Below are 21052 nucleotides of genomic sequence, written 5' to 3'. Positions count from 1 at the left end.
TCGGCATGCATGAAAATGCATTTGGGGACCAGTGGCGTCGGATGCTACGGTGCTTTTCGGACAATACAAGGGGCCGGGGGTCCGAACCTCGGGGGACAGTGTTGCGCAACTGGGGTTATCGGCATCCTTTTAACCGGGATGTGACGTTGACGCGTCGCTTCTTTGCACCGACCGCCCGAATAATGGCAGCGGTGACGCTTGTTATGCCGCTTACGGCGCTTGGTGGCTGCGGCATGTCCTCGCTGACGTCCGGCCTCGGCGGCGGAATGTTCGGAGGCGGCTCTTCGGGAAATACCCAAGTCGCATCCGTCAACGAAGCCCAATTGCTCGACGCGGCCAAATCCAACGACACCAGCGCGACAGGAAGCACGTTCGTCGGCGATGTTGACGCCGGTTGCCCGCGTCTCGTCATCGCGCCGCATGACAACTACATCACTTTCTACGAAATCGGCCATGTCGGCGATGCGCTGGCCGTCGCACAGCGCGGCGAAATCACCAAGACGGCGCGCGAGTGCCAAGTCGAGCCCGGCCGCGTGACTGTGAAATATGGCTTCTCAGGCCGTGTGCTGCTGGGACCCAAAGGCCAGCCTGGCAACGTCACTTTGCCGATTACGGTGTCCGTCAACGATGGCAAGCGCACGCGCATTGCAACCGACAGCGTGAAGCTTGATGTCAACGTCGGCCTCGATAAGCCGATCAGCTATTTCTCGACCGTCCGCACTGTCACGTTCCCGATTGCTGAAGGCACGCGGCCTGGCGAGTATCAGCTCGTCGTCGGCTTCGACGGCAGAGCGCCAAGCTCCGGTTGATCCGTCAGCTGTCCGCTTTCCTCTAACCGAAATTCAAGCCAACAAAAAAGCCGAGCATAAAGCCCGGCTTTTAAATTTTCTGGCCGTCTGCGATTCGCTCAGTTGAGCTTGCCGCTGAGATCGCCAATCGATTGCGAAACCAGCGAGTCGCCGGTCGCGCCTGCTGCGCGCGTCTTCAGGATTTCGTGCGCCGCTGCGAGCGCCGTTTCCACGGCGACGGAGCGAACTTCGCCCAGGGCTTGTGCTTCGGCGCGTGCAATCTTGTCTTCAGCGATTTTCGAGCGCCGCTCCAGGCTCTCAGTGAGGGCCTTGCGAGATTCGCTTGCGAGCGCTTCCGCCTCGCGCTTGGCCTGCTCGATGATCGACTGAGCTTCAACCTCGGCTTCGCGGGCCTTGCGTTGATAGTCCATCAGCAGCGACTGCGCTTCTTCGCGAAGCTTACGCGCCTCGTCGAGCTCCTTGCGGATGCTGTCGGCACGCTCGTCGAGCGCCTTCGCGACGACGCCGGGAACGCCATAGTAGACGAGCAGAGCAAGGAACGCCACGAAGGCGACAAGCACCCAGAAAAGCGGATTAGTTGGATCGAACATGGTCCTAAATCCTCAACTGCCCGCTACCGGACGCAACACCTTCTTCACGTCCTCGGCAGGAACATCCTGACCGATGAGCTTCTCGACGACGGCACGCGTCGTGTCCGTCGCGATATCGCCAATTGCCGACAATGCCTTAGTCTTCGTTGCGGCAATGCGTGAATCGGCGTCGCGCAGCTTTCCTGCGATCTGCTCATCGACGCGGTGACGCTCGGCCTCCGTTTCGGCGGCGAGCTTCTCGCGCGTATCCTTGGCGATGCTCGAAGCGTTAGAACGAGCGTCGGCGAGCGCCTTTTCGTAGTCGGCGAGCGCCTTGTCGGTTTCGTCCTTCAGGCGTGCAGCAGCATCGAGATCGCGCTTGATCCGGTCCCGGCGCTCTTCGATCACTTCGCCGACGCGCGGAAGCGCGATCTTCGACATGACGAAAAACAAAGCCAGGAACGTTACGACGAGCCAGAAGAGCTGGGTCTCGAAGGTATGCGGATTTAGCTGCGGCAAGCCACCGGACTTGGCGGCTTCCTCGGCCGCCTCAGCGGCGACCGCGAACAGCATTGTCGTGCCGGCAAACATCATAGCCTCCGGTTGATCGGGCTTGGTTCAGTAGTCCCGGCCCAGTCTCAACCGTAGAGGATGATGAGCGCGATCAGAAGGCCGAAAAGGCCCGTCGCTTCAGCGAGAGCGAAGCCGATCAGCAGGTTTGTGAACTGCGAAGCAGCAGCCGACGGGTTGCGCAGCGCGCCCGAGAGGTAGTTGCCGAAGATGTTGCCGATGCCGATGCCGGCGCCGATGAGCGCGAAGCAGGCGAGGCCGGCGCCGATAAACTTGGCGGCTTGCGGATCCATTGGAGTATCTCCCTTTGTGGTCGGTTTTAGAGGTTTCAGATTGACAAGCAAAACAGGGCGCCGGCGGGTGGCCCGCCTTCGCCCTGAAATGTTCAATGGTGCATGTTGACCGCGTCGTTGAGGTAGATGCAGGTCAAAACCGTGAAGATGAACGCCTGCAAAAATGCAACGAGCAGTTCAAGACCCGTGAAAGCCACCATGAAGCCGGTGGGTGCGATCTTGCCCCACCAGGGCAGCAGCACCGCAAAGCCTGCAAAGACTTCGAGCATGGTGTGGCCCGCCATGATGTTGGCGAAGAGACGCACCGAGTGGCTGATCGGGCGGATAAGATAAGACGTCAGTTCGATCGGAATGATGATCGGCATGAGCCAGAGCGGCACGCCGGCCGGCGCGAACAATCTCAGATAGCCAACGCCATGCTTCCAGAAGCCGACGAACGTCGCCACGAGCCAGACCATGGCGGCCAGCGCGAACGTCACGATGATGTGGCTGGTGACGGCAAAGTTGCCTGGGATGAGGCCGAAGATATTGAGAACCAGGATGAAAATGAAGATCGTGAACACCCAGGGGAAGAACTTCATGCCTTCCTCGCCGATGTTCTCTTTCACCATGCCGGCGATGTATTCGTACGTCACTTCCGCCGTCGACTGGAGACGGGTCGGAACGAGCGCACGGCCGCGCATGGCATAGAGCAGGTAGCCGACAATGACCGCAAACGCGAGAACCATCATCAGCGATGAATTGGTGAACGAGATGTCGTGACCGAAAAGATCGAGATCAACGATCTTCGTGATCTCGAACTGCTCCATCGGACCATGATGTCCGGCGCCTTCAGCGGCCAAGGCCTACCCCCTAGTCTCTCTCATTCGTCGTCGTCATTTTTGACTGACGGCGCCGCCTTTTGTAGCGGTTCGTTTTTTGCCTGCGCCTCTTGAGCGGCGCGGACAACATTCAAAAGACCTGCCGCAAAGCCGATTATGACCATCACGATCATCAGCCAGGGCGCCGTGCCGAACTGCCTGTCCAGAAGCCAGCCAACGCCGCCGCCGAAAACGACGCCGACGATCAGCTCGGCCGCGAACTTGAAGGCGGCTCCATAGGCGGATTGATCTTGAGGTCCTCCGCCCGCCGATCGTTCAGCCTTTGCCTTCTGCGCTTTCAGCGCGTCAAGCTTCTGGCCAAGTTCCGCCGACCGCTTGCGAAACGCATCACGGTCTTCCGGGCTGATTTCGCCGCGTTCCGGACTTTGACCCTTGCCATCGGCTGACATGGCTCAAACCATCCAGATATTGCGGAAAACCGGCCGCTCAGGGAGATCGACGGCGCGGACCATAGTTAGGGGGTCTGGGGGTGTCAAGGAATTGGGCATAACGCTTTCTACCATGGGGGTACGGCGAAACCGCGCAGGCTTTTGCTGAACTATTTTCAGTCTGATCTGCAAGGGAAAGCCCTCGTCCGGCACAGTCCCCTGCGCAGACGAGGGCGCATTATTCTGAGGGCTTTTTGCGCAATGGTTAAGGGGTGGACGGATTTTGTGCAGGTGGGGTTGTCGTTGCCGGGGCAGTCTCGGGCGCGCCGCCGGCCCCTGGCTGGGCCGTAGCGGACGGAGGAGCCGCCTGCTGGGTGTTCTGGCTAGGGTTGCCGCCGGACGACGCATCGACCCTCGGTGGCGTCGCACGCCAGAAGCCGATGACAAGCACGACGCCTACCACCGTAGCCAGCACCATCGACGCGAGCAAAACCCGAAAGTTCATTTTGCGAGGGCTGGCTTGCCGCGCATCGGTCGGTGGAAGAGTGTCTCGGCGCGCGCGAGGATCTCGTTGTGGTTGCATAGGGCGGCTCCTTTCTCTTGATGAGACGGAACGCCCCCCTTGTGCGACAGGTTCCCGCACGAGCGCGTGACCACGCGCGGTCCATGGGCCTTCGGAGCAGCCGCGCAATTAGGTGTGCTGTTCAGCTGGCTTCGCGGAAGCTCTGCGCGGTCTGCAGGTCGACGGAAACGAGCTGCGACACGCCTTTCTCGGCCATCGTCACGCCGAACAGCCGGTTCATCCGCGCCATCGTCATCGGATGGTGCGTGATGGTTAGGAACCGTGTCGCGGTCTCGGCCGCCATCTGCTCCATCAGACGGCAGAAGCGGTCGACGTTGGCGTCGTCGAGTGGGGCATCGACCTCATCGAGCACGCAGATCGGCGACGGGTTTGTCAGGAATACCGCAAAGATCAGCGAAAGCGCCGTCAGCGTCTGCTCGCCTCCCGAAAGCAGCGATAGCGTCGCGGGCTTCTTGCCGGGCGGCTTGGCGATGATCTCAAGCCCACCCTCCAGTGGATCTTCTGGGCTCTCGATCATTTCGAGGCGCGCTTCGCCGCCACCGAAAAGATGCGTGAACAGCCGTTCGAAATGGCCGTTGACCGTCTGGAAGGCGCCATCCAACCGCGATTTGGCCTCGCGATTGAGCTGCTGGATCGCCTGACGGAGTTTCGCGATGCCTTGTTCGAGGTCTTCCCGCTCGGCCACCAGGGTTTCGAGCTGTTTCGAAACTTCGGCCAGATCCTCGTCGGCCTGAAGGTTGACGCCGCCGAGCCGCTCGCGGTCGGCCTTAAGCTTCGCGAGCGACCGCTCGACGTCGATGAGCGCCGGAATGGACGAGGCCTCGGGGAACGCAGCCAACGCCAAGCAATCCTCCGGCGCGACTTCGAACGTCTCACGAATGTGGCGCGCCGCCTCTTGCCGTTTGTGTCGAGCGTTCTCAAGCCGCGTCTCGATCCGTGCCTTGGCTTCGCGCGCGCTTGACACGTCAGCCTGCGCCGACCGGAGAGCGTCCGTCGCAGTCTTGACGGCAGACTCCGCCGCCGCCAGCGCGTCGGCTGCTTCGCGCCGCTCTTGATCTGCCCGCGACAAGGCCGAAAGCAACGTTTCGCGCTGGGCCGCAATCTTTTCCGGCAGGTCCGCCGCAGCCGCGATCTCGTCGCGAGCCTCTTTCAGGCGCCTGCTGAGGCTTTCGACCTGCGCTTCGGCGCTCGCTTGCCGCCCCTTCCAGCGCGCTATCTCGGCATTCGAATGCCGGATGCGTTCGGCACGGATTTGCTTGTCGCGATCGAGGCTGCCAAGCCGGATGCGGGACTCTGAAACATCGCGCCGTGCCTGCTCGGCTTCGGCTTGCGCGGCCTTCAGCTGCGGTTCGAGATCTTCGCCCTCGTTCATCGTCACAATGTGGGCTTCGATCTCGACATGGCGCGCCTGCGCCGTGGTCAGTTCTTCATCTGCGCGCGCTCGTTGCGCGACAACGGCGGCGAGTTTCGTCTCGCTCTCGCGCTGAAGTTTTTCCAGCGCCGTGAGCTGCTGGCGGACCTGAGCGAGTTCGTTCTGCTTTTCGCGATAAAGCTGACGCAGCCTCCGCTCTTCCGCTTCAGCCTGCTGCGCGGCTGCCGCCGCCGCGCGTTCGGCTTCAATCGTGTCTTTGGCTTCGTTGAGCACCGCCTGCGCACGGCGGTCGAGTTCCGCCAGCCGGTTCTTGTGCGCGAGGCGCTGGGCGGCAGGCGTCACGCCGTCCGACGCTGCAACAAAACCGTCCCACCGCCATAGATCGCCCTCCGGTGAGACGAGCCGCTGGCCCGGCTTCAAATGCGGCTGCAGGCGCGCACCGTCTTCACGCTCGACGACGCCGATCTGCCGCAGCCGCCGCGTCAGTTCCAGCGGTGCTTCGACATGCATATCGAGCGGCTCGGCGTCGGCGGGAAGTGCATGATCTTCCGCCGGCAGATCGAGACGGCGCCAGTGCACCGCCGCTTCCGGATCGATTGGCGCTTCGAGATCGTCACCGAGTGCGGCACCGAGCGCGGCTTCATATCCGGGCGATACGCGAATGAAATCGACGGCTGGCGGATAAACGTCTTCGTCTCCGCGCGCGAGCAGCTTGGCAATCGTCTCGCGTTCCGTTGAAAAAGCATTGGCCGCGAGACGCACACGTTGAGCTTCGTCGCGGCGCGCTTTCGCTTCGACCTGTGAAGTCTTGACGGTCTCCTCGGCGGTGAGCGCATCGGCCTCGATCTTGCTGATCTCTTGCGCCAGCGCCTGTCCGCGCTGTGCCATGTCGGCAACTTTTTCGCCGTCCGGCGCCTTCGCGGTAAGATCGGCGATCTGCGCATCGAATGCCGTGATCTGCCGCATGATTTTGGCGACGACGTCTTTGCGCTCGCCAAGGGCCGCTTCGAGGCTCCTGAGCTTGGCACGGGCTTCCGCCGCACGATGCGTGATGTCGGCGAAATGTGCATCTGCTGCGGTCTGCCGGGCTTCGGCTGCCGCGAAGCGGGCTTTCTCCGCCGTCTCTTCGTCGATCGCCTTGCTGTCGGCGTCCTGGATTGCTTTGAGGTCGGCTTCGAGATGGACGAGCGTTTCCTTGGCTTCGTGAATGAAGCCTGTTTCGCGCGTCAAATCCGTGTCGAGCTGTTTTGCCCGCGCTTCGAGTTCTCGAGCCCGCTCGGTGGCCCGAGTTGCTTCGCGTTCGAGATTTTCCTGCTCGATTTTGAAACGCGCCAACGCCGCGCCTTTCACGGCTTCTGCTTCCCTGAGCGCCGGCAACGCTTCGCCGAAACGAAGTTCATCGTTGAGGGACTTCGCTTCGGCTTCCGTCGCCGCACCGAGCCGCATCATGGCGTCGGCAAGTTGCGTCTCTTCGGCTTCAACGCTGTGCTGTGCGTCTTCCCACGTCAGATGCAGCGCCAGCGCTTCCTGCTGTCGGATCTCGGTTGAAAGCTCTTTATAGCGACGCGCTTGCCGCGCCTGCCGCTTCAGCGATTCCGTCTGCGATTGCAGTTGTCCCGCAACGTCGCTGACCCGCTCGATGTTGGCTTCGGCCGCCTTGAGCTTCAGCTCCGCCTCATGGCGGCGCGTGTGCAGACCCGCGATGCCTGCCGCATCTTCCAGAATGCGCCGCCGCTGTTCGGGCTTGGCATTGACGAGTTCGCCGATCTGCCCCTGCCGGACGAGGGCCGGCGAGCGCGATCCAGTCGCCGCGTCTTCGAACAGCACTTTGACGTCGCGCGCCCGTACTTCGCGTCCGTTGATGCGATAGGCTGAACCCGCCTCGCGCTCGATCCGCCGCGTAATCTCGATGACGTCGCTGCCGTTAAACTCGGCCGGAGCCTTCCGTGCGCTGTTGTCGAGGAACATCGTGACTTCGGCGCTTTGCCGTTCCGGCCGTCCGCCGCTGCCGGAAAAAATGACGTCGTCCATTGCGGCGGCACGCATCGACTTATGCGAGCTTTCGCCCATCACCCAGCGAAGCGCTTCGAGAAGGTTCGACTTTCCGCAACCGTTGGGACCGACGACGCCCGTCAAACCCGGCTCGATCACGAGTTCGGTCGCGTCCACGAAGGACTTGAAGCCGAGAAGCCTGAGCCGGGTGATTTTCATGTCGGTCGCGTCAGTCCTCGATGCCGGTATTGCCGTGCCTCAGGACCATCGCGACGCGCCCGTCAGGGACTTGCCGAGGCCGTCGGCGTATTCTGCGGCCGGGTCGCCTGTTCGACGTAATCGGCGATTTCGGCAATCGTCAGCTCTTTCTTGATGAGCTTGGTGCCGATGAAAAAATTCGGCGTTCCGATGATGCCGAGCTTGCGCCCACGATCCTTAACCCACTTCAACTTGGCGATCATGTCTTGATTCTGCAGACAAGCGTCAAACTGCGGGCGAGTCATCCCCACTTGTTTAGCGACCGCGTAGATGGCATCGAGCCGCACCTCTAGGCTTACCCAGGAAGGCTGCTGCTCAAGAAATTTCCCGTAGAGTTCCAGATACTTGTCAGGTGGCGCGCAACGCAGGGCAATGGTAGCGTTGCCGGAGCTTTTGCCGATCGGGAATTCCCGCAGAATATACCGCACGCGGCCTGTATCGATGAACCGCCGCTTGAGCTCCGGATATACCGTCAAATGGAAGTTCCGGCAGTGCGGGCACGTCAGCGAGGCGTATTGCACGATCGTGACCGGCGCATCCGGCCGCCCCCAGCTCATTTCCGGGAGCGGGCTCGGTGCCATGATGTCGGCAATCGTCGGGTTCTGGATAACCTGTCGCCCGGTGGTCGAAGCCGTGGCCGTCGGATCGCTAAACGGCGTCGGCATGCCGTCATCCGGCGTATCCGAGCTTGTCGATGGATAAGCACCGAGGCCGCTGCTATCGGACGAGATGCTTGCCGTCGCCGGTGACAGCGACGGCAGTGTCGAACCGCACCCTGCGAGCCAGCCGGTCAACAGCAGGGCGGCAGCAAGTTTGAGCGGTCGAGCGACAGACATTTGATTTCCCGGTTACTTCCCCGCCAGCAGCGGTTCGAGCACCTTATCAAATGCTTCCATCGTTGGCGCTTCTTGCAGCTTCTTGCCGTTGATAAAGAAGGTCGGTGTGGCATTGACGCCGAACGTCTCGCTGGCGCGCGACCGCTCGGCCGTGATCGCGTCAAGAAGTTTCTGATCTGTCAGACACTTATCGAAGCTCTCCTGTGTGAAGCCGGCCTGCTTGGCAATGTCGAACAGCTTCGGCACCGGGCTGCCTCCGGTGAACGCCCAATCCGACTGTTTTTCATAGAACGTCTCGATCATCGGCAGGGCTTTGTCTTTGCCTGCGCAGCGCGCCAGCATCGAAACGGCGGCGGCGAGATTATCGAGCGGGAAATCACGGAAGATGTACCGGACCTTACCCGTATCGATGTACTTCTTCTTGAAAGGCTCGAAGACTTCGTTGGTGAAGTGCGCGCAGTGTGGGCACGTCATCGACGCGTATTCGACGACCGTGACTTTGGCATCCGCCGAGCCGAGGGACAATTCGTCGAGCCCGTCCGGGGCCTTCATCAGTTCGGCGACCGGAACTTCTGCCGGGCCGTCTTTGCGCTGCGCGAAGCTCGGCTCGGCGCTCGTAAACGCAACGCCGACGACGGCCGCCAAAGCGAGCAGGCCTGGAATGATTTTTTTGAACGTGTTCAAGGTCCCAACTCCTCTGGGAATGCATCTCGCAACAGAATGGCGGTAAAAGAACGTCCGCCAGAAACCGTTCCGGCGCCCGAATAAGCCCAATCCCGGGTGAATAGCAACCGAACGGAGCGATCAACACTATGGGAAACTGGCCGTCTCAGCGCGCGCTCGCCGCCGCGACACTTCTGCCGAGCGTCTGCAACGCCGTGTCGAAATCCCCCGACGCCGGGAGCACGGGTTCTTTTCGTTCGCTTTGAGCGATTAAGTCCTTGGCCGCAATCGGCTCTTCCATCCGCGGGACCTGCCGGATCTTGATCTGGGCAATGGCGCGATAACCGAAATACCGATTGATCCGGTCGATGATTTCCCCATGCCGGTAGGAAACATCCAGTGCAAACGCCGGGTCCGTCGCGACAATCAGCGTCGCGCCAGAGCTGCGGCCCTCGTCGTCGGCATCCACCGGCGCTTTGCCGCCCCGCGGCCATTTGATCGAGTCCGGTCGTGTCAGCCGGGCAAGGTCCTTCCCGACGATCGTCTCCCACGACGACATGATCTCGGCGCTGTGGAAGCCGAATTTCTGGAATACGGCCGATGTCACCTTGGGCACGAACGCGCCCACCGCTTTCGCGAACACACCTTTGGCCGGGCGCGTATCCGCCGGCAGCGCCTTCATCTGGGCTGTGGGTTCATAGTCTGACAACGGCGTTTCCCCCGCCTGGCGGTCTTGTGGTGACGTATAGGACAGATACCATTGTCGATGCGATTCGAGCTTCCCGCGCAACCGGAGACGCCAAGCGCATGGGCGCGGTCCAGGAAAATATCGCCGAGCGACGAAAGCAGCAGCAGCTTCCGCTGCGGCCCGCCGGTCCGTTGACGGTCAAGGCTCTTCTTGACTGGTACGCGGCCGAGAGGCGCGACCTGCCGTGGCGCTACGGCCCCCGCAAGGCCGCCGACCCTTATCGCGTCTGGCTATCGGAAATCATGCTGCAGCAGACGACGGTGAAGGCGGTCGTCCCGTATTTCCAGAAATTCGTCGCCCGCTGGCCGACCGTCACCGCCCTAGCGGCTGCCCCGCTCGAAGAAGTCCTGCAGCAATGGGCGGGCCTTGGCTACTATTCCCGCGCTCGCAACTTGAAAGCCTGCGCCGACGTGGTGGTACGCGATTACGACGGCGCGTTTCCCCGCGCTGAGATCGAGCTTCTGAAGCTCCCCGGCATTGGCCCCTATACCGCCGCGGCCATATCGGCGATCGCATTCGGCGAAAAAGCGACGCCGGTTGACGGCAACGTCGAGCGGGTGGTGTCGCGCCTGTTCGCCGTAAGACAGCCGTTGCCCGCTGGCAAGCCCGAGATCCGCAGGCTCGCTGCAACGCTTACGCCGCAGCGCCGGGCAGGAGACTTCGCCCAGGCGATGATGGATTTGGGTGCTGAAATCTGCACGCCGAAAAAACCTTCGTGCCTCGTCTGCCCGGTGCAGCAGGATTGCGCCGCGAGCGCTCAGAACCTCGCCGAGCTGCTGCCGCTGAAAGCCGCGAAAACGGCGCGCCCCTCACGCTACGGCATCGCGTTTCTTGTGCAGCGGGAGGACGGCGCAGTGCTGCTGCGCCAGCGTCCCGAGGCGGGCCTGCTCGGCGGCATGCTCGAAGTGCCCTCGACCGCGTGGGGAGACGCGCTGCCGACCAAGACGCAAGCGATGCGTTCGGCGCCCGTTTCGGCGTCATGGATGCCGGTGCCGGGTACAGTCGTGCACGTCTTCACCCACTTTCGTCTGGAACTCGTCGTCTACCGCGCGCTCGTGTCGGTCGACGCCGGCTTCACGCTCTGGGCTGAGCCGGAGCGCTGCCGCTGGGTCCATCGTCGCGATCTTCACGGTCAAGCGCTGCCGAGCGTGATGAAAAAAATCATCGCGCACGGCCTTGCCGACAACTGAAGCGCCAGCCGCCTATATCAGGCGGAACTGGCTTTGCTGGTTGAGGGTGTCCAAGATCTCGGGTACTTCTGTCACCGGCCGCGCCTTGCTGTAGAGGAAGCCCTGGCCTTCGTCGCATCCGACGGCGCGGAGGAATTCCTGCTCGGATTCGGTTTCGATGCCTTCGGCCGTGATCGTCATGCCGAGGCTTGATCCCAGACCCATGATGGCGCGAATGATCGCCTGCGATTCATTGCCGAACCCGATGCCGCGAACGAACGATCCGTCGATCTTGATTTTGTCGAACGGGAACATCCGCAGATAGCTGAGCGACGAGTAGCCGGTGCCGAAGTCGTCCATCGAGATGCGGACGCCGAGACCTCTGATGGCATGCAGGATCGTCAGCACGCTTTCGGAATTTTCAAGCAGCAGCGCCTCGGTGATTTCGAGTTCCAGCCGGCCCGGTTCGAGACCCGATGAGCGCAGCGCATCCGACACCGCATTGAAGACGTTCCCGATGCGGAAGCGCTGGGGCGACATGTTCACCGCGAGCCGTGCCTTCTTCGGCCACCGGGCCGCATCGTGGCAGGCACGCTGCAGCACGAAATCGGTGATGGAGCCGATAAGCCCACATTCTTCTGCAATCGGAATGAATTCCGACGGCGGGATATAGCCGCGTTCGGGGTGCGGCCAGCGCAGCAAGGCCTCAAAGCCGGACACTTCGCGCGAACTTAGAGAAACGAGCGGCTGATAATGAATTTCGAGGCCGCCATTGAGGAAGGCCTGGTGCAGGTCGGCTTCGATCTTGCGCCGCGCCTGAACGCGAACGTTCATCTCCGCTTCGAAATAGCGGTAGCAGCCTTTGCCGTCTTCCTTCGCCTGATAGAGCGCAAGGTCGGCATTCTTCAACAGGACCTCGGCCTCCTCGCCATCGCTCGGACAGAGCGCGATACCGACGCTCGCCGTGACGTTGATCGTGTGATCGTCGACTCTGAAAGGCTCGCGCAGAACATCAATGATCCGCTGTGCAACCGAGCTGACCTCGACGGCATGGTTGGCGTTGGCGAGCACGACGGCAAACTCATCGCCGCCCAATCGCGCCGCCATGTCGTCTTTGCGCAGCGTGCCTTGAATGCGTTCGCTCAACTGCTGCAGCAGCGAGTCGCCGGCGGCATGCCCCATCGAGTCGTTGATGATTTTGAAATTGTCCAAGTCGATGCAAAGCACGGCGACGCCGGTGCCCGAGCGCTTCCTGGACATCAGCATGTCGTTGAGGCGCTTGCGCAGGAATACGCGATTGGCGAGGCCGGTCAGCGCATCATGGTGCGCAAGATAAGCAACCTTCGCTTCCGCCGCTTTACGCTCCGTAATGTCGATTGCCGCGAACAGGATCGCAGGCGTCTGCCCTTGCGTGATCGAGCTTGAATAGATGGCAACGTCGATCGACGTCTTGTCGGCTTTGAGATGACGCCAGGTTTGGCCTGCAAACTGCTCGGCCCTGCCGTCGTAAAGGCTATCTAGATTCTGATGATCGTCGGGATGATGAAGGTCGAACAGGGTTTTGGTGTGGAGATCCTCCAACGCAAACCCATAGTGTCGTAGCGCTGCTCTGTTGGCGCTGAGAATGACTTTGTCTTCCCGGCGCGCAACGAACATCGGCACGGGATTGGCTTCAAAAAGCATCCGGAATGATGCTTCCCGCTCCTTGAGTTCGCTGATGTCGACGCGTAGGCCGACGACGCCGCCATCAGTCGTCAGTCGTTCGTCGATGAGAATGCAGCGCCCGTCGGAGATCCACTGTTCGTGCCGATCCTTTGGCTGAAACAGCCGTCGGACGCGTTCGGCGATCCACTGCTCTTCGCGGCCCCGTGCTTCCGGATAATCGCCCCGCGCGACGCCGATCCTCAGCGTGTCTTCGAGACGAACGCCGATTTCAAACAGGTCCGCGCTCTTTTTGTAGATGTCCGCATATTGCTGATTCCACAGAACGTATCGGCCGTCGCTGTCGAGAACCACAACGCCTTGCGGCAGCATGTCGATGGCTTCGCGGAGCTGTCGGTTGGTGGCTTCGGCACGTTCGAGCCGCTGCATCACATCGTCGGCGTCGCGCTTCCGACGCTTCGGCATCGCGGTCAGTCGGCGCCGTGTCCTGAGGCGTCCCGAGCTTGTCGAAACATCCGGCGCCATAGAAATCGGAGACTTACGAAGAAGATCGTGAGCCATTGGTACCCCCACGCTAAAAATGTTGCGGAGGAGTATTTGCGCGGCCCGTTAATGGAGCTTCACCGCGTTCAGTAGAGAAAAACGCGGCGCTGCTCGTTATCTGGTCAGACTGTATGTGCGCTTGCCGAGGCTTGCAGCAAGCTGACTACTGAATAGTCACATTGAGGTTTTTGTCGATGAGTTTGGGAAATCTTCTGCCGAACTGACAGGCAGGACATTTCGTCGTGCATGGTTATGGATGTCTTAAATCGCGCGTATTTGCGCGGATCTGCGAGACGACGGCCGCCAACAGCGCCCGCCGTCGCCTCGCAAATGACTTCAGATCGCCATGCGGCCATTCAAGCCGAGCTGACGCTTAGCCTCGGAGCGGAGTGCGTCGATGGGCTTGAGTTTGCCTTCGACCTCGTAGTGCCAGAACGTCCACCCATTGCACGCGGACTTGCCTTGAACGATGGCGCCAAGCCGATGAATTGACGCCTGCTGTCCGGCATAAAACAGCGTGCCGTCCGCGCGGACTTCGGCGCGCACTTCGCGGCGCGGATCGAACAGCTTGCGGCCGGGTTCGAGAATGCCGAGTTCCAGGATCTGCCCGAACGGAATGCGCGGCTCGTTGCGCTTCGACGGGATCGCTTCGATCGCGTCGAGATCGAGCGGCCGCACCTTCGCGATCCGCTCGTCCGCCGCTTTCGCATAATCCATGTCGCGCTCGATACCGATGAACTTGCGGCCGAGCCGCTTGGCGACGGCGCCGGTCGTGCCGGTGCCGAAGAACGGATCGAGCACCGTATCGCCAGGCTTCGTCGAAGCGATCAGAATGCGATGAAGCAGCGCTTCCGGCTTTTGTGTCGGATGCGCCTTGCGGCCACCGTCGTCCTTCAGGCGCTCTGGGCCTGAGCAGATCGGAAACAGCCAATCGGAGCGCATTTGAACGTCATCGTTCGATGCTTTCAGACTTTCGTAGTTGAACGTCACGCGCGATTTCTTATCGCGGCCCGCCCAGATCATTGTTTCATGCGCGTTGGTGAAGCGTTTGCCGCGGAAGTTCGGCATGGGGTTCACTTTGCGCCAGATAACGTCATTCTGAATCCAGAAGCCGAGGTCCTGGATCGCGACGCCGAGGCGGAAGATGTTGTGATAGGAGCCGATCACCCAGATCGCGCCATCCGGTTTCAGCACGCGGCGGCATTCGGCAAGCCAGGCGCGGCAAAAGGAATCATAGGCGGCGAAGTCGTCGAATTTGTCCCACTGATCGTCGACGCCGTCGACTTTCGTGTTGTTCGGTCTGAGGAGGTCGCCCGCAAGCTGCAAATTATACGGCGGGTCGGCGAAGATGAGATCGACGCTAGAGCTTTCGAGCTTCTTTAGCTCAGCAATGCAATCACCAATAAGAATCTTTCCGCTTTCCGAGCGGCCCTTGACGCGACGCGAACCCATGAACTCGAACCTGTACGCTACTATGAACTGAGCGCCCGCCATGAACTTACGCAACGGGCTGCCGAGCTTTGTACATCATGGGAATCGGGCTTGGATACGCTCAAAAGACGCGCAAGCAATTTATATTTTTTGATTCGATCTGCAACCTGATCCGTTTACGGAAAACATATCGTTCAGACGAGGGCGCCGAGGCCGAGCGCGAGCTGCACGGGCTTGAATGAGCGCCGGTGTAACGGCGAAACACCGAGCTTGTTGATGGCAGCCTGATGTTCCGGCGTGCCGTAACCCTTGTGACGCTCGAAGCCGTATCCCGGATAATCGCGCGCCATCTGCACCATGATGCGGTCGCGTGTGACTTTCGCGATGATCGAAGCCGCCGCAATGGACAGACACTTCGCGTCGCCTTTGATGATGGTTCGCGTCGTCATCGCGACCCGCGGCGCCTTATTGCCGTCAACCAGCACGAGCTTCGGCGCGTTGGCAAGTTGCCCGATGGCCTGCGCCATCGCCCACAGCGTTGCGGCAAGAATATTGTCGCGATCGATGCGATCGACCTCCGCGACGCCGACGCCGACGATGGCGACCTTCATAATGCGATTGAAGAGATAGGCGCGGGACTCTTCATCAAGCGCTTTGCTGTCGTCGATGTTCGCCGGAATTTTATCTGGATCAAGAATGACGGCCGCCGCAACGACCGGTCCCGCCCACGGGCCGCGCCCGGCTTCGTCAACGCCCGCGATCGGCCGAAACCCGAGCTGATGTTCGGCAGCTTCGAGTTCGAACGTCGGCTTGATGCGCGAATCGGCGATTTTCATTCGCCAGTTTGGTCATCGCGCAGATCAAGCTGTCAAAGCAGGGAGAGCTGTTGTCCACCGTTACCGGGACGCAGGAAGAGATCGGTTCGCAAGGCAACTCGTTCTTCGCCGAGACCGAGTCGCTTCTTGGCCAGCCGAAAGCGCAGCGCGATTTGCGTCGCATATGGTCCGCGCCCGACTTGGCGCACTCCGAAGTCCGGTGTGTAATCTCGCCCGCCGTGCATCGATCGCAAAAGCGAAATGACTCTGTCGGCACGGTTTGGAAATTCTTCCGCCAGCCATTCGCGAAAGAGATCTTTGATTTCGAGCGGCAGGCGCAGAAGCACATATCCAGCATTGCAGGCACCGGCCTCGCGCGCCGCTTCCAGGATGGGTTCGATCTCGTGGTCGGTCAGCCCGGGAATGATCGGAGCGACCATGACTGTGACGGGTATCCCGGCGTCGGCGAGCTTCTTCACGGTTTCGAGACGCTTTGACGGCGTTGCTGCCCTAGGTTCCATCGCGCGCGCCACGCGGCGGTCGAGCGTGGTGATCGATACCGCGACGCGCGCCAGATTTTTCTCGGCCATCGGTGCCAGGAGGTCGATGTCGCGCGCCACCAGCGCCGACTTCGTGATGATGCCGACCGGATGGTTGGTCTGCGCCATCACCTCCAGGATCGAGCGCGTAATCCGCCGCTCCCGCTCGATGGGCTGATAAGGGTCGGTGTTGCCGCCGAGCGCAATTGTGTGCGGTCGGTAGCTCGGCTTCTTGAACTCACGCTCCAGCAGAGCGGCGGCGTTCGGCTTGGCATAGAGCTTCGTTTCGAAGTCGAGCCCCGCCGAGTGCCCCAGATAGCAATGGCTCGGACGTGCGTAGCAATAGATGCAGCCATGCTCGCACCCTCGATACGGATTGATCGAGCTTTCAAACGAAACGTCTGGGCTGTCGTTGTGAGAGATGATCGACTTTGCGGCTTCTTCGATCACCTCGGTCTTGAAGGCGTCGAGATCGCCGAGGCTTTCCCAGCCGTCGTCGAAGGCTTCGTGGACCTCGGCTTCGAACCGTCCGGTTTTATTCGTCCGCGCGCCGCGCCCGCGCCGCCGCTCCGTATCGACGGCATGCGGGGCGGGAAGCGGGTTTTGATGGTCTCGGTCGGGCGCCATTGTTCGCGGTCGTTGCTGAGGATGTTCAGCCAATAGCACACGGCGCGGAACAAATAAAGAACATGCGGAGAGCGAACCGTGCCATGGAGATTGGTTAAGCCCCGCGACGTGGCGCGCCTTGCCGTGCGCGGATTGACGTGTCAGGAAAAGAGAATGATCTCAGTAATCATTCCCGCTCGGAATGCTGAACATACGTTACCGGCGACGCTATCTGCCCTGGTTCCGGCGGCAGTGGACGGACTCGTTAAGCAGGTCATCGTCGTCGATGGCGGGTCGACCGACAAGACTGCTGAGGTAGCCGATCAGGCTGGGGCCGATATCGTCAAGAGCGCGCCCGGACGCGGCGGCCAGTTGGCCCAAGGCGCTGAAATTGCCCGCTTTCCTTGGCTCCTTTTTTTGAATGCAGATACCGTCTTGGAAGACGGCTGGGAACGCAGCGCAACGTCGTTCATGCGCCGGGTCGATTTCGGCGAACGGTCGATGGCCGCGGGCGCCTTCACGTTCCGCCTCGATGACAAGGGTCTGGCACCGCGGCTGCTCGAACTGGTCGTTCAGTTGCGCTGCAAGCTCCTGCGCGTACCGTATGGCGATCAGGGCCTGCTGATCCCGCGCCGCCTGTTCGATGACGTCGGCGGCTACCGCAATTTGCCGATCATGGAAGATCTGGACTTGGCGCGCCGTATCGGACGCCGCCGCCTCACGATTCTCGATGCCAATGCCGTGACGTCGGCGGAGCGTTATCGGCGCGACGGGTATCTCTCGCGATCGTTCCGCAACCAGATCTGTCACATGCTGTATGGCGCAGGCATTCCGGTCAGCATGATCGCGCGCCTTCAGGGCAAGGTCGAAACCGGCGCTTAAGCGCGCCCGTCTCACGCCGACGTGCGATGCTCTTCGAGCCGCGGCAGGATTTCGATGAAATTGCACGGCCTGTGGCGCATATCGAGCTGGAGCTTCAGGATGCCTTCCCAGGCGTCTTTGCATGCGCCCGTCGAGCCGGGCAGACAGAAAATATAGGTCCCGCGCGCCACGCCCCCGCACGCGCGCGACTGGATCGTCGACGTGCCGACCTTCTGATACGACAGCATGTGAAACAGGATCGCGAACCCTTCGATCTCCTTCTCAAACAACGGCTTCACCGCTTCCGGCGTAACATCCCGTCCCGTGAACCCGGTGCCGCCCGTGGTGATGACGCAATCGACGGACGCGTCATTGATCCATCCCTCCACGATGCCGCGGATCTGCGCCTTGTCATCTTTCGCAAGCTTGCGGTCCACGAGTTCGTGGCCCGCTTCGCCAATGGCGCGCTCGAGATAGGCGCCAGATGTATCTTCCGCGAGCGTGCGGGAATCCGACATCGTCAGGATTGCGATGCGGATTGGAACGAATTGGCGTTCGGCGTCGATGCCGGCCATGGCAAGCCTCGTTGTGTTGTCTAAAGCTTCGACTTGATTTGTAGCAGATCCATCCACGCGAGCTGCTTGGCGGCAGGCGTTCGCAGCAGATATGCCGGATGCAACGTGGCGATAGCCGGGATTTTTCGCTCCCCGACTTTAACCTCGCGCCACTTGCCCCGAAGCCGCATGATGCCTTCCGTTGCGCCAATCACTTCCTTCGCCGCCGCGCCGCCCACGGCGACCAGCATCTTGGGCGCGACAAGCTCGATCTGCCGGTCGAGAAACGGCCGGCAGGAGAGCGCTTCCTGTGGCGTCGGCGTGCGGTTTCCCGGCGGCCGCCAATAGACGATATTGGTGATGTGCACGTCACCTTCAGACAGCCCGATTGCGGCAAGCATCTTGTCGAGCAATTGCCCCGCACGCCCGACGAACGGCTTACCTGCCAAATCCTCGTCGCGTCCGGGTGCTTCGCCGATGAACATAATGTCAGCCTGCGGCGCGCCGCGATAGAAGCACAGCTTCGTTGCCGTCGATTTGAGGCCGCAGCCGTCGAAAGCCTGCAGCGCTGCTTCCAGCCCTTCAAGCGATGTCACGGCGCGCGCGATGCGGCGGGCGCCCGTTTCAGCTTCGCTGGCGCCGAGCGGCGTCGCGGCGCGTGGTCGGCTCGGATCGAGCCCCGGCGCACTTCGCGCGGGCCCTTGTCGCGCCGATTGTGACGGTGCTGCCGGACGGGCGGTCGGCGCGGCCTTTTCACGCTCCGGCGCGTCGCGTTCCGGCCACGAAAAACCGGCCCCTGGCGCCTCGTCTCCGCGCGCCAGCCAGTCGTGCGCCGTTTCGCCAACGGCCGCATCGACGCCCATGGCTTGAAACCAATCGAGCAGCGCCAGCATTTCGTCTTTATCGTAAGAGTTCGTCATTGGGGCCGACAATAAAGATGCGCGCCGTCAATTGCACGCATCGGCAACAGACTGTGGCGCGTTATTGGTCAACTTGACGCTTTCCCTCCCGCAACCTAATCGAAACCGATGGACTTTCGAACATCCAAAAGAGGTGATGATGGCCGTTGACGCCGCCGACCTGCCGGCCCGCGAGGCAATGGACTTCGACGTAGTGATCGTGGGCGCTGGCCCTGCCGGGCTGGCCGCAGCGATCCGCTTGAAGCAGAAAGCGGCCGAAACGGGGTCTGATATCTCCGTCATGGTGGTCGAGAAAGGCTCCGAGATCGGTGCCCATATTCTGTCCGGCGCCGTCATCGACCCGATTGGTCTCAATCGTCTCATCCCCGATTGGAAAGAGCGCGGCGCGCCCGTTGAAACGCCCGTTACGGAAGACGTGTTCTTGGTCCTTGGTCCCGCGGGCAAATTGCGCCTGCCGAACTGGCCGATGCCGCCGCTGATGCACAACCACGGCAACTACATCGTCAGCCTCGGTGCACTGTGCAAATGGCTTGGCGATCAGGCGGCGGAACTGGGCGTCGAGATCTATCCGGGCTTTGCTGCGAGCGAAGTGCTCTATGATGAGAAAGGCGCTGTCGTCGGCATCGCGACGGGCGATATGGGCGTCGGCCGGGATGGTGAGCCGAAGGACAGTTTCGTGCGCGGCATGGAACTGCGCGGCAAGTACACCTTGATCGCGGAAGGCGCGCGCGGATCGCTGGCCAAGGACCTCATCCGCCATTTCGACCTCGCCAACGATCATGAGCCACAGAAGTACGGCATCGGCCTAAAGGAACTGTGGCAGGTCGCGCCGGAGAAACATCGGCCGGGCTACGTTCAGCACTCGTTCGGCTGGCCCCTCGACAACAAGACCGGTGGCGGATCTTTCCTTTATCACTACGGCGAAAATCTCGTCGCGGTCGGCTTCGTCGTTCACTTGAACTATGCGAACCCTTACCTCTCGCCGTATGAAGAGTTCCAGCGCTTCAAGACACATCCCGCCATTCGCGAAACATTCGAAGGTGGCAAGCGGATCGGCTATGGCGCGCGCGCAATTACGGAAGGCGGCTGGCAATCGCTGCCCGATCTCGTCTTTCCGGGCGGCGCGCTTCTGGGCTGTGCAGCCGGCATGGTCAACCTGCCGCGCATCAAAGGCAGCCACAACGCGATCCTGTCCGGCATCGCTGCAGCAGATGCCGTCACGGCCGCGATCGCGGCAGGCCGCGCACATGACAAACTCGATGCCTACGAGAACGAGGTCCGCACTGGCGACATCGCGCGCGATCTGAAGCGCGTACGCAATATGAAGCCGTTCTGGTCCCGCTTTGGAACGGTGCTCGGCGTGCTGCTGGGCGGCACGGATCTTTGGCTCAACACCATCATTTCCGGCGTCGGCCTCGGCTTCACGTTAAAGCACGGCAAGAACGACGCTTTGGCGACAGGCAAGGCCAAGAATTTCAAGCCGATCGCCTATCCCAAGCCCGACGGCAGATTGACCTTCGATCGGCTGACGAACGTATCATTCTCGGCGACCAATCACGAAGAAGATCAGCCGGTTCACTTGAAGCTTCTCGATCCGACCGTGCCGATTGCAGTCAATCTGCCGGAATACGCAGAGCCCGCGCAGCGCTATTGCCCTGCCGCCGTTTATGAGATCGTACAAGGAGATGGCGGCGAGCCGCGATTCCAGATCAACGCGCAGAATTGCGTCCATTGCAAAACCTGCGACATCAAAGACCCAAGCCAAAATATCAATTGGACGTGCCCCGAAGGTGGCGGCGGGCCAAATTACGCCGGAATGTGACGATGTAGTTCAAATGCTGGTAATCCTGCGTCCGAAAATTCGGCGCCGTTCCAGCATGCGGGGGCTTAATTGCTGCGCTGGCTGAGCGTTATGCCGATAGGCGTTGACGGTTGATAACAGTTAGCAATTTCGGCTCATGTCTTATTTTTCACGTAAAGCTTGTCGCCAAGCTTGCGATATCTTTGCTA

General features: G+C 61.2%; 19 protein-coding genes. 4 read left to right on the top strand and 15 right to left on the bottom strand.

What is annotated here, in order from left to right:
- Positions 1-146 precede the first annotated feature (146 nt).
- Complete coding sequence (locus ACLB1Z_RS18945) at positions 147-809, top strand: hypothetical protein (RefSeq protein WP_409561228.1); 663 nt, start codon at positions 147-149, stop codon at positions 807-809.
- Positions 810-907: 98 nt separating this feature from the next.
- Here the strand turns inward: ACLB1Z_RS18945 and ACLB1Z_RS18940 are convergent, their stop codons facing one another.
- The 9 genes from ACLB1Z_RS18940 to ACLB1Z_RS18900 form a co-directional block, all read right to left on the bottom strand.
- Positions 908-1399, bottom strand: coding sequence for a F0F1 ATP synthase subunit B (locus ACLB1Z_RS18940; protein ID WP_409561227.1), 492 nt, complete (start codon positions 1397-1399; stop codon positions 908-910).
- A gap of 12 nt (positions 1400-1411) precedes the next feature.
- Positions 1412-1969 carry a F0F1 ATP synthase subunit B' gene (locus ACLB1Z_RS18935; RefSeq protein ID WP_409561226.1) on the bottom strand — a complete coding sequence of 186 codons (558 nt, stop codon included), beginning with the start codon at positions 1967-1969 and terminating at the stop codon, positions 1412-1414.
- Positions 1970-2016: 47 nt separating this feature from the next.
- Complete coding sequence (locus ACLB1Z_RS18930; protein ID WP_013949763.1) at positions 2017-2241, bottom strand: F0F1 ATP synthase subunit C; 225 nt, start codon at positions 2239-2241, stop codon at positions 2017-2019.
- A 92-nt stretch (positions 2242-2333) separates the two neighbouring features.
- Complete coding sequence (locus ACLB1Z_RS18925) at positions 2334-3083, bottom strand: F0F1 ATP synthase subunit A (protein ID WP_013949762.1); 750 nt, start codon at positions 3081-3083, stop codon at positions 2334-2336.
- A 20-nt stretch (positions 3084-3103) separates the two neighbouring features.
- A complete protein-coding gene (locus tag ACLB1Z_RS18920) occupies positions 3104-3511 on the bottom strand; it encodes an AtpZ/AtpI family protein (RefSeq protein ID WP_013949761.1) in 408 nt (135 codons plus the stop codon).
- A gap of 683 nt (positions 3512-4194) precedes the next feature.
- Positions 4195-7656, bottom strand: a complete 3462-nt coding sequence (gene smc, locus ACLB1Z_RS18915) for a chromosome segregation protein SMC (RefSeq protein WP_409561225.1) — start codon at positions 7654-7656, stop codon at positions 4195-4197.
- Positions 7657-7718: 62 nt separating this feature from the next.
- A complete protein-coding gene (locus ACLB1Z_RS18910) occupies positions 7719-8531 on the bottom strand; it encodes a DsbA family protein (RefSeq protein ID WP_409561224.1) in 813 nt (270 codons plus the stop codon).
- Positions 8532-8543: 12 nt separating this feature from the next.
- The gene (locus ACLB1Z_RS18905) at positions 8544-9215 is read right to left on the bottom strand and encodes a DsbA family protein (protein WP_409561223.1); all 672 of its coding nucleotides are present in this window, start codon (positions 9213-9215) and stop codon (positions 8544-8546) included.
- Between the two features lie 145 nt (positions 9216-9360).
- Positions 9361-9903: a DUF721 domain-containing protein gene (locus tag ACLB1Z_RS18900; RefSeq protein ID WP_409561222.1), complete on the bottom strand. Its 543-nt coding sequence runs from the start codon at positions 9901-9903 to the stop codon at positions 9361-9363.
- Between the two features lie 98 nt (positions 9904-10001).
- Between ACLB1Z_RS18900 and mutY the strand changes: the two genes are divergently transcribed.
- A complete protein-coding gene (gene mutY / locus ACLB1Z_RS18895; RefSeq protein ID WP_409561221.1) occupies positions 10002-11132 on the top strand; it encodes an A/G-specific adenine glycosylase in 1131 nt (376 codons plus the stop codon).
- Between the two features lie 12 nt (positions 11133-11144).
- Here the strand turns inward: mutY and ACLB1Z_RS18890 are convergent, their stop codons facing one another.
- From ACLB1Z_RS18890 to ACLB1Z_RS18875, 4 genes are all read right to left on the bottom strand, one after another.
- Positions 11145-13334: a putative bifunctional diguanylate cyclase/phosphodiesterase gene (locus tag ACLB1Z_RS18890; RefSeq protein ID WP_409561220.1), complete on the bottom strand. Its 2190-nt coding sequence runs from the start codon at positions 13332-13334 to the stop codon at positions 11145-11147.
- A 318-nt stretch (positions 13335-13652) separates the two neighbouring features.
- Positions 13653-14768: a site-specific DNA-methyltransferase gene (locus ACLB1Z_RS18885; RefSeq protein ID WP_409561219.1), complete on the bottom strand. Its 1116-nt coding sequence runs from the start codon at positions 14766-14768 to the stop codon at positions 13653-13655.
- A gap of 173 nt (positions 14769-14941) precedes the next feature.
- The gene (locus ACLB1Z_RS18880) at positions 14942-15583 is read right to left on the bottom strand and encodes a ribonuclease HII (protein WP_409561218.1); all 642 of its coding nucleotides are present in this window, start codon (positions 15581-15583) and stop codon (positions 14942-14944) included.
- Positions 15584-15615: 32 nt separating this feature from the next.
- Positions 15616-16728: a PA0069 family radical SAM protein gene (locus ACLB1Z_RS18875; protein ID WP_409561217.1), complete on the bottom strand. Its 1113-nt coding sequence runs from the start codon at positions 16726-16728 to the stop codon at positions 15616-15618.
- 153 nt (positions 16729-16881) lie between these two features.
- On the opposite strand from ACLB1Z_RS18875, the gene ACLB1Z_RS18870 reads away from it, so the two are divergent.
- Entirely contained in the window at positions 16882-17589 is a 708-nt protein-coding gene (locus ACLB1Z_RS18870; protein ID WP_013949750.1) for a TIGR04283 family arsenosugar biosynthesis glycosyltransferase, read from the top strand.
- 11 nt (positions 17590-17600) lie between these two features.
- Here the strand turns inward: ACLB1Z_RS18870 and moaB are convergent, their stop codons facing one another.
- Together moaB and ACLB1Z_RS18860 are read right to left on the bottom strand one after the other, a co-directional pair.
- Complete coding sequence (moaB, locus tag ACLB1Z_RS18865) at positions 17601-18143, bottom strand: molybdenum cofactor biosynthesis protein B (RefSeq protein WP_409561216.1); 543 nt, start codon at positions 18141-18143, stop codon at positions 17601-17603.
- 20 nt (positions 18144-18163) lie between these two features.
- Positions 18164-19042: a uracil-DNA glycosylase gene (locus tag ACLB1Z_RS18860; protein ID WP_409561215.1), complete on the bottom strand. Its 879-nt coding sequence runs from the start codon at positions 19040-19042 to the stop codon at positions 18164-18166.
- Positions 19043-19181: 139 nt separating this feature from the next.
- On the opposite strand from ACLB1Z_RS18860, the gene ACLB1Z_RS18855 reads away from it, so the two are divergent.
- Positions 19182-20864 carry an electron transfer flavoprotein-ubiquinone oxidoreductase gene (locus ACLB1Z_RS18855; RefSeq protein ID WP_409561214.1) on the top strand — a complete coding sequence of 561 codons (1683 nt, stop codon included), beginning with the start codon at positions 19182-19184 and terminating at the stop codon, positions 20862-20864.
- Positions 20865-21052 lie beyond the last annotated feature (188 nt).

It is taken from the genome of Hyphomicrobium sp. MC8b, assembly GCF_905067615.1.
Lineage (GTDB): Bacteria > Pseudomonadota > Alphaproteobacteria > Rhizobiales > Hyphomicrobiaceae > Hyphomicrobium_B.
This window is presented reverse-complemented; position numbering and strand designations above follow the sequence as displayed.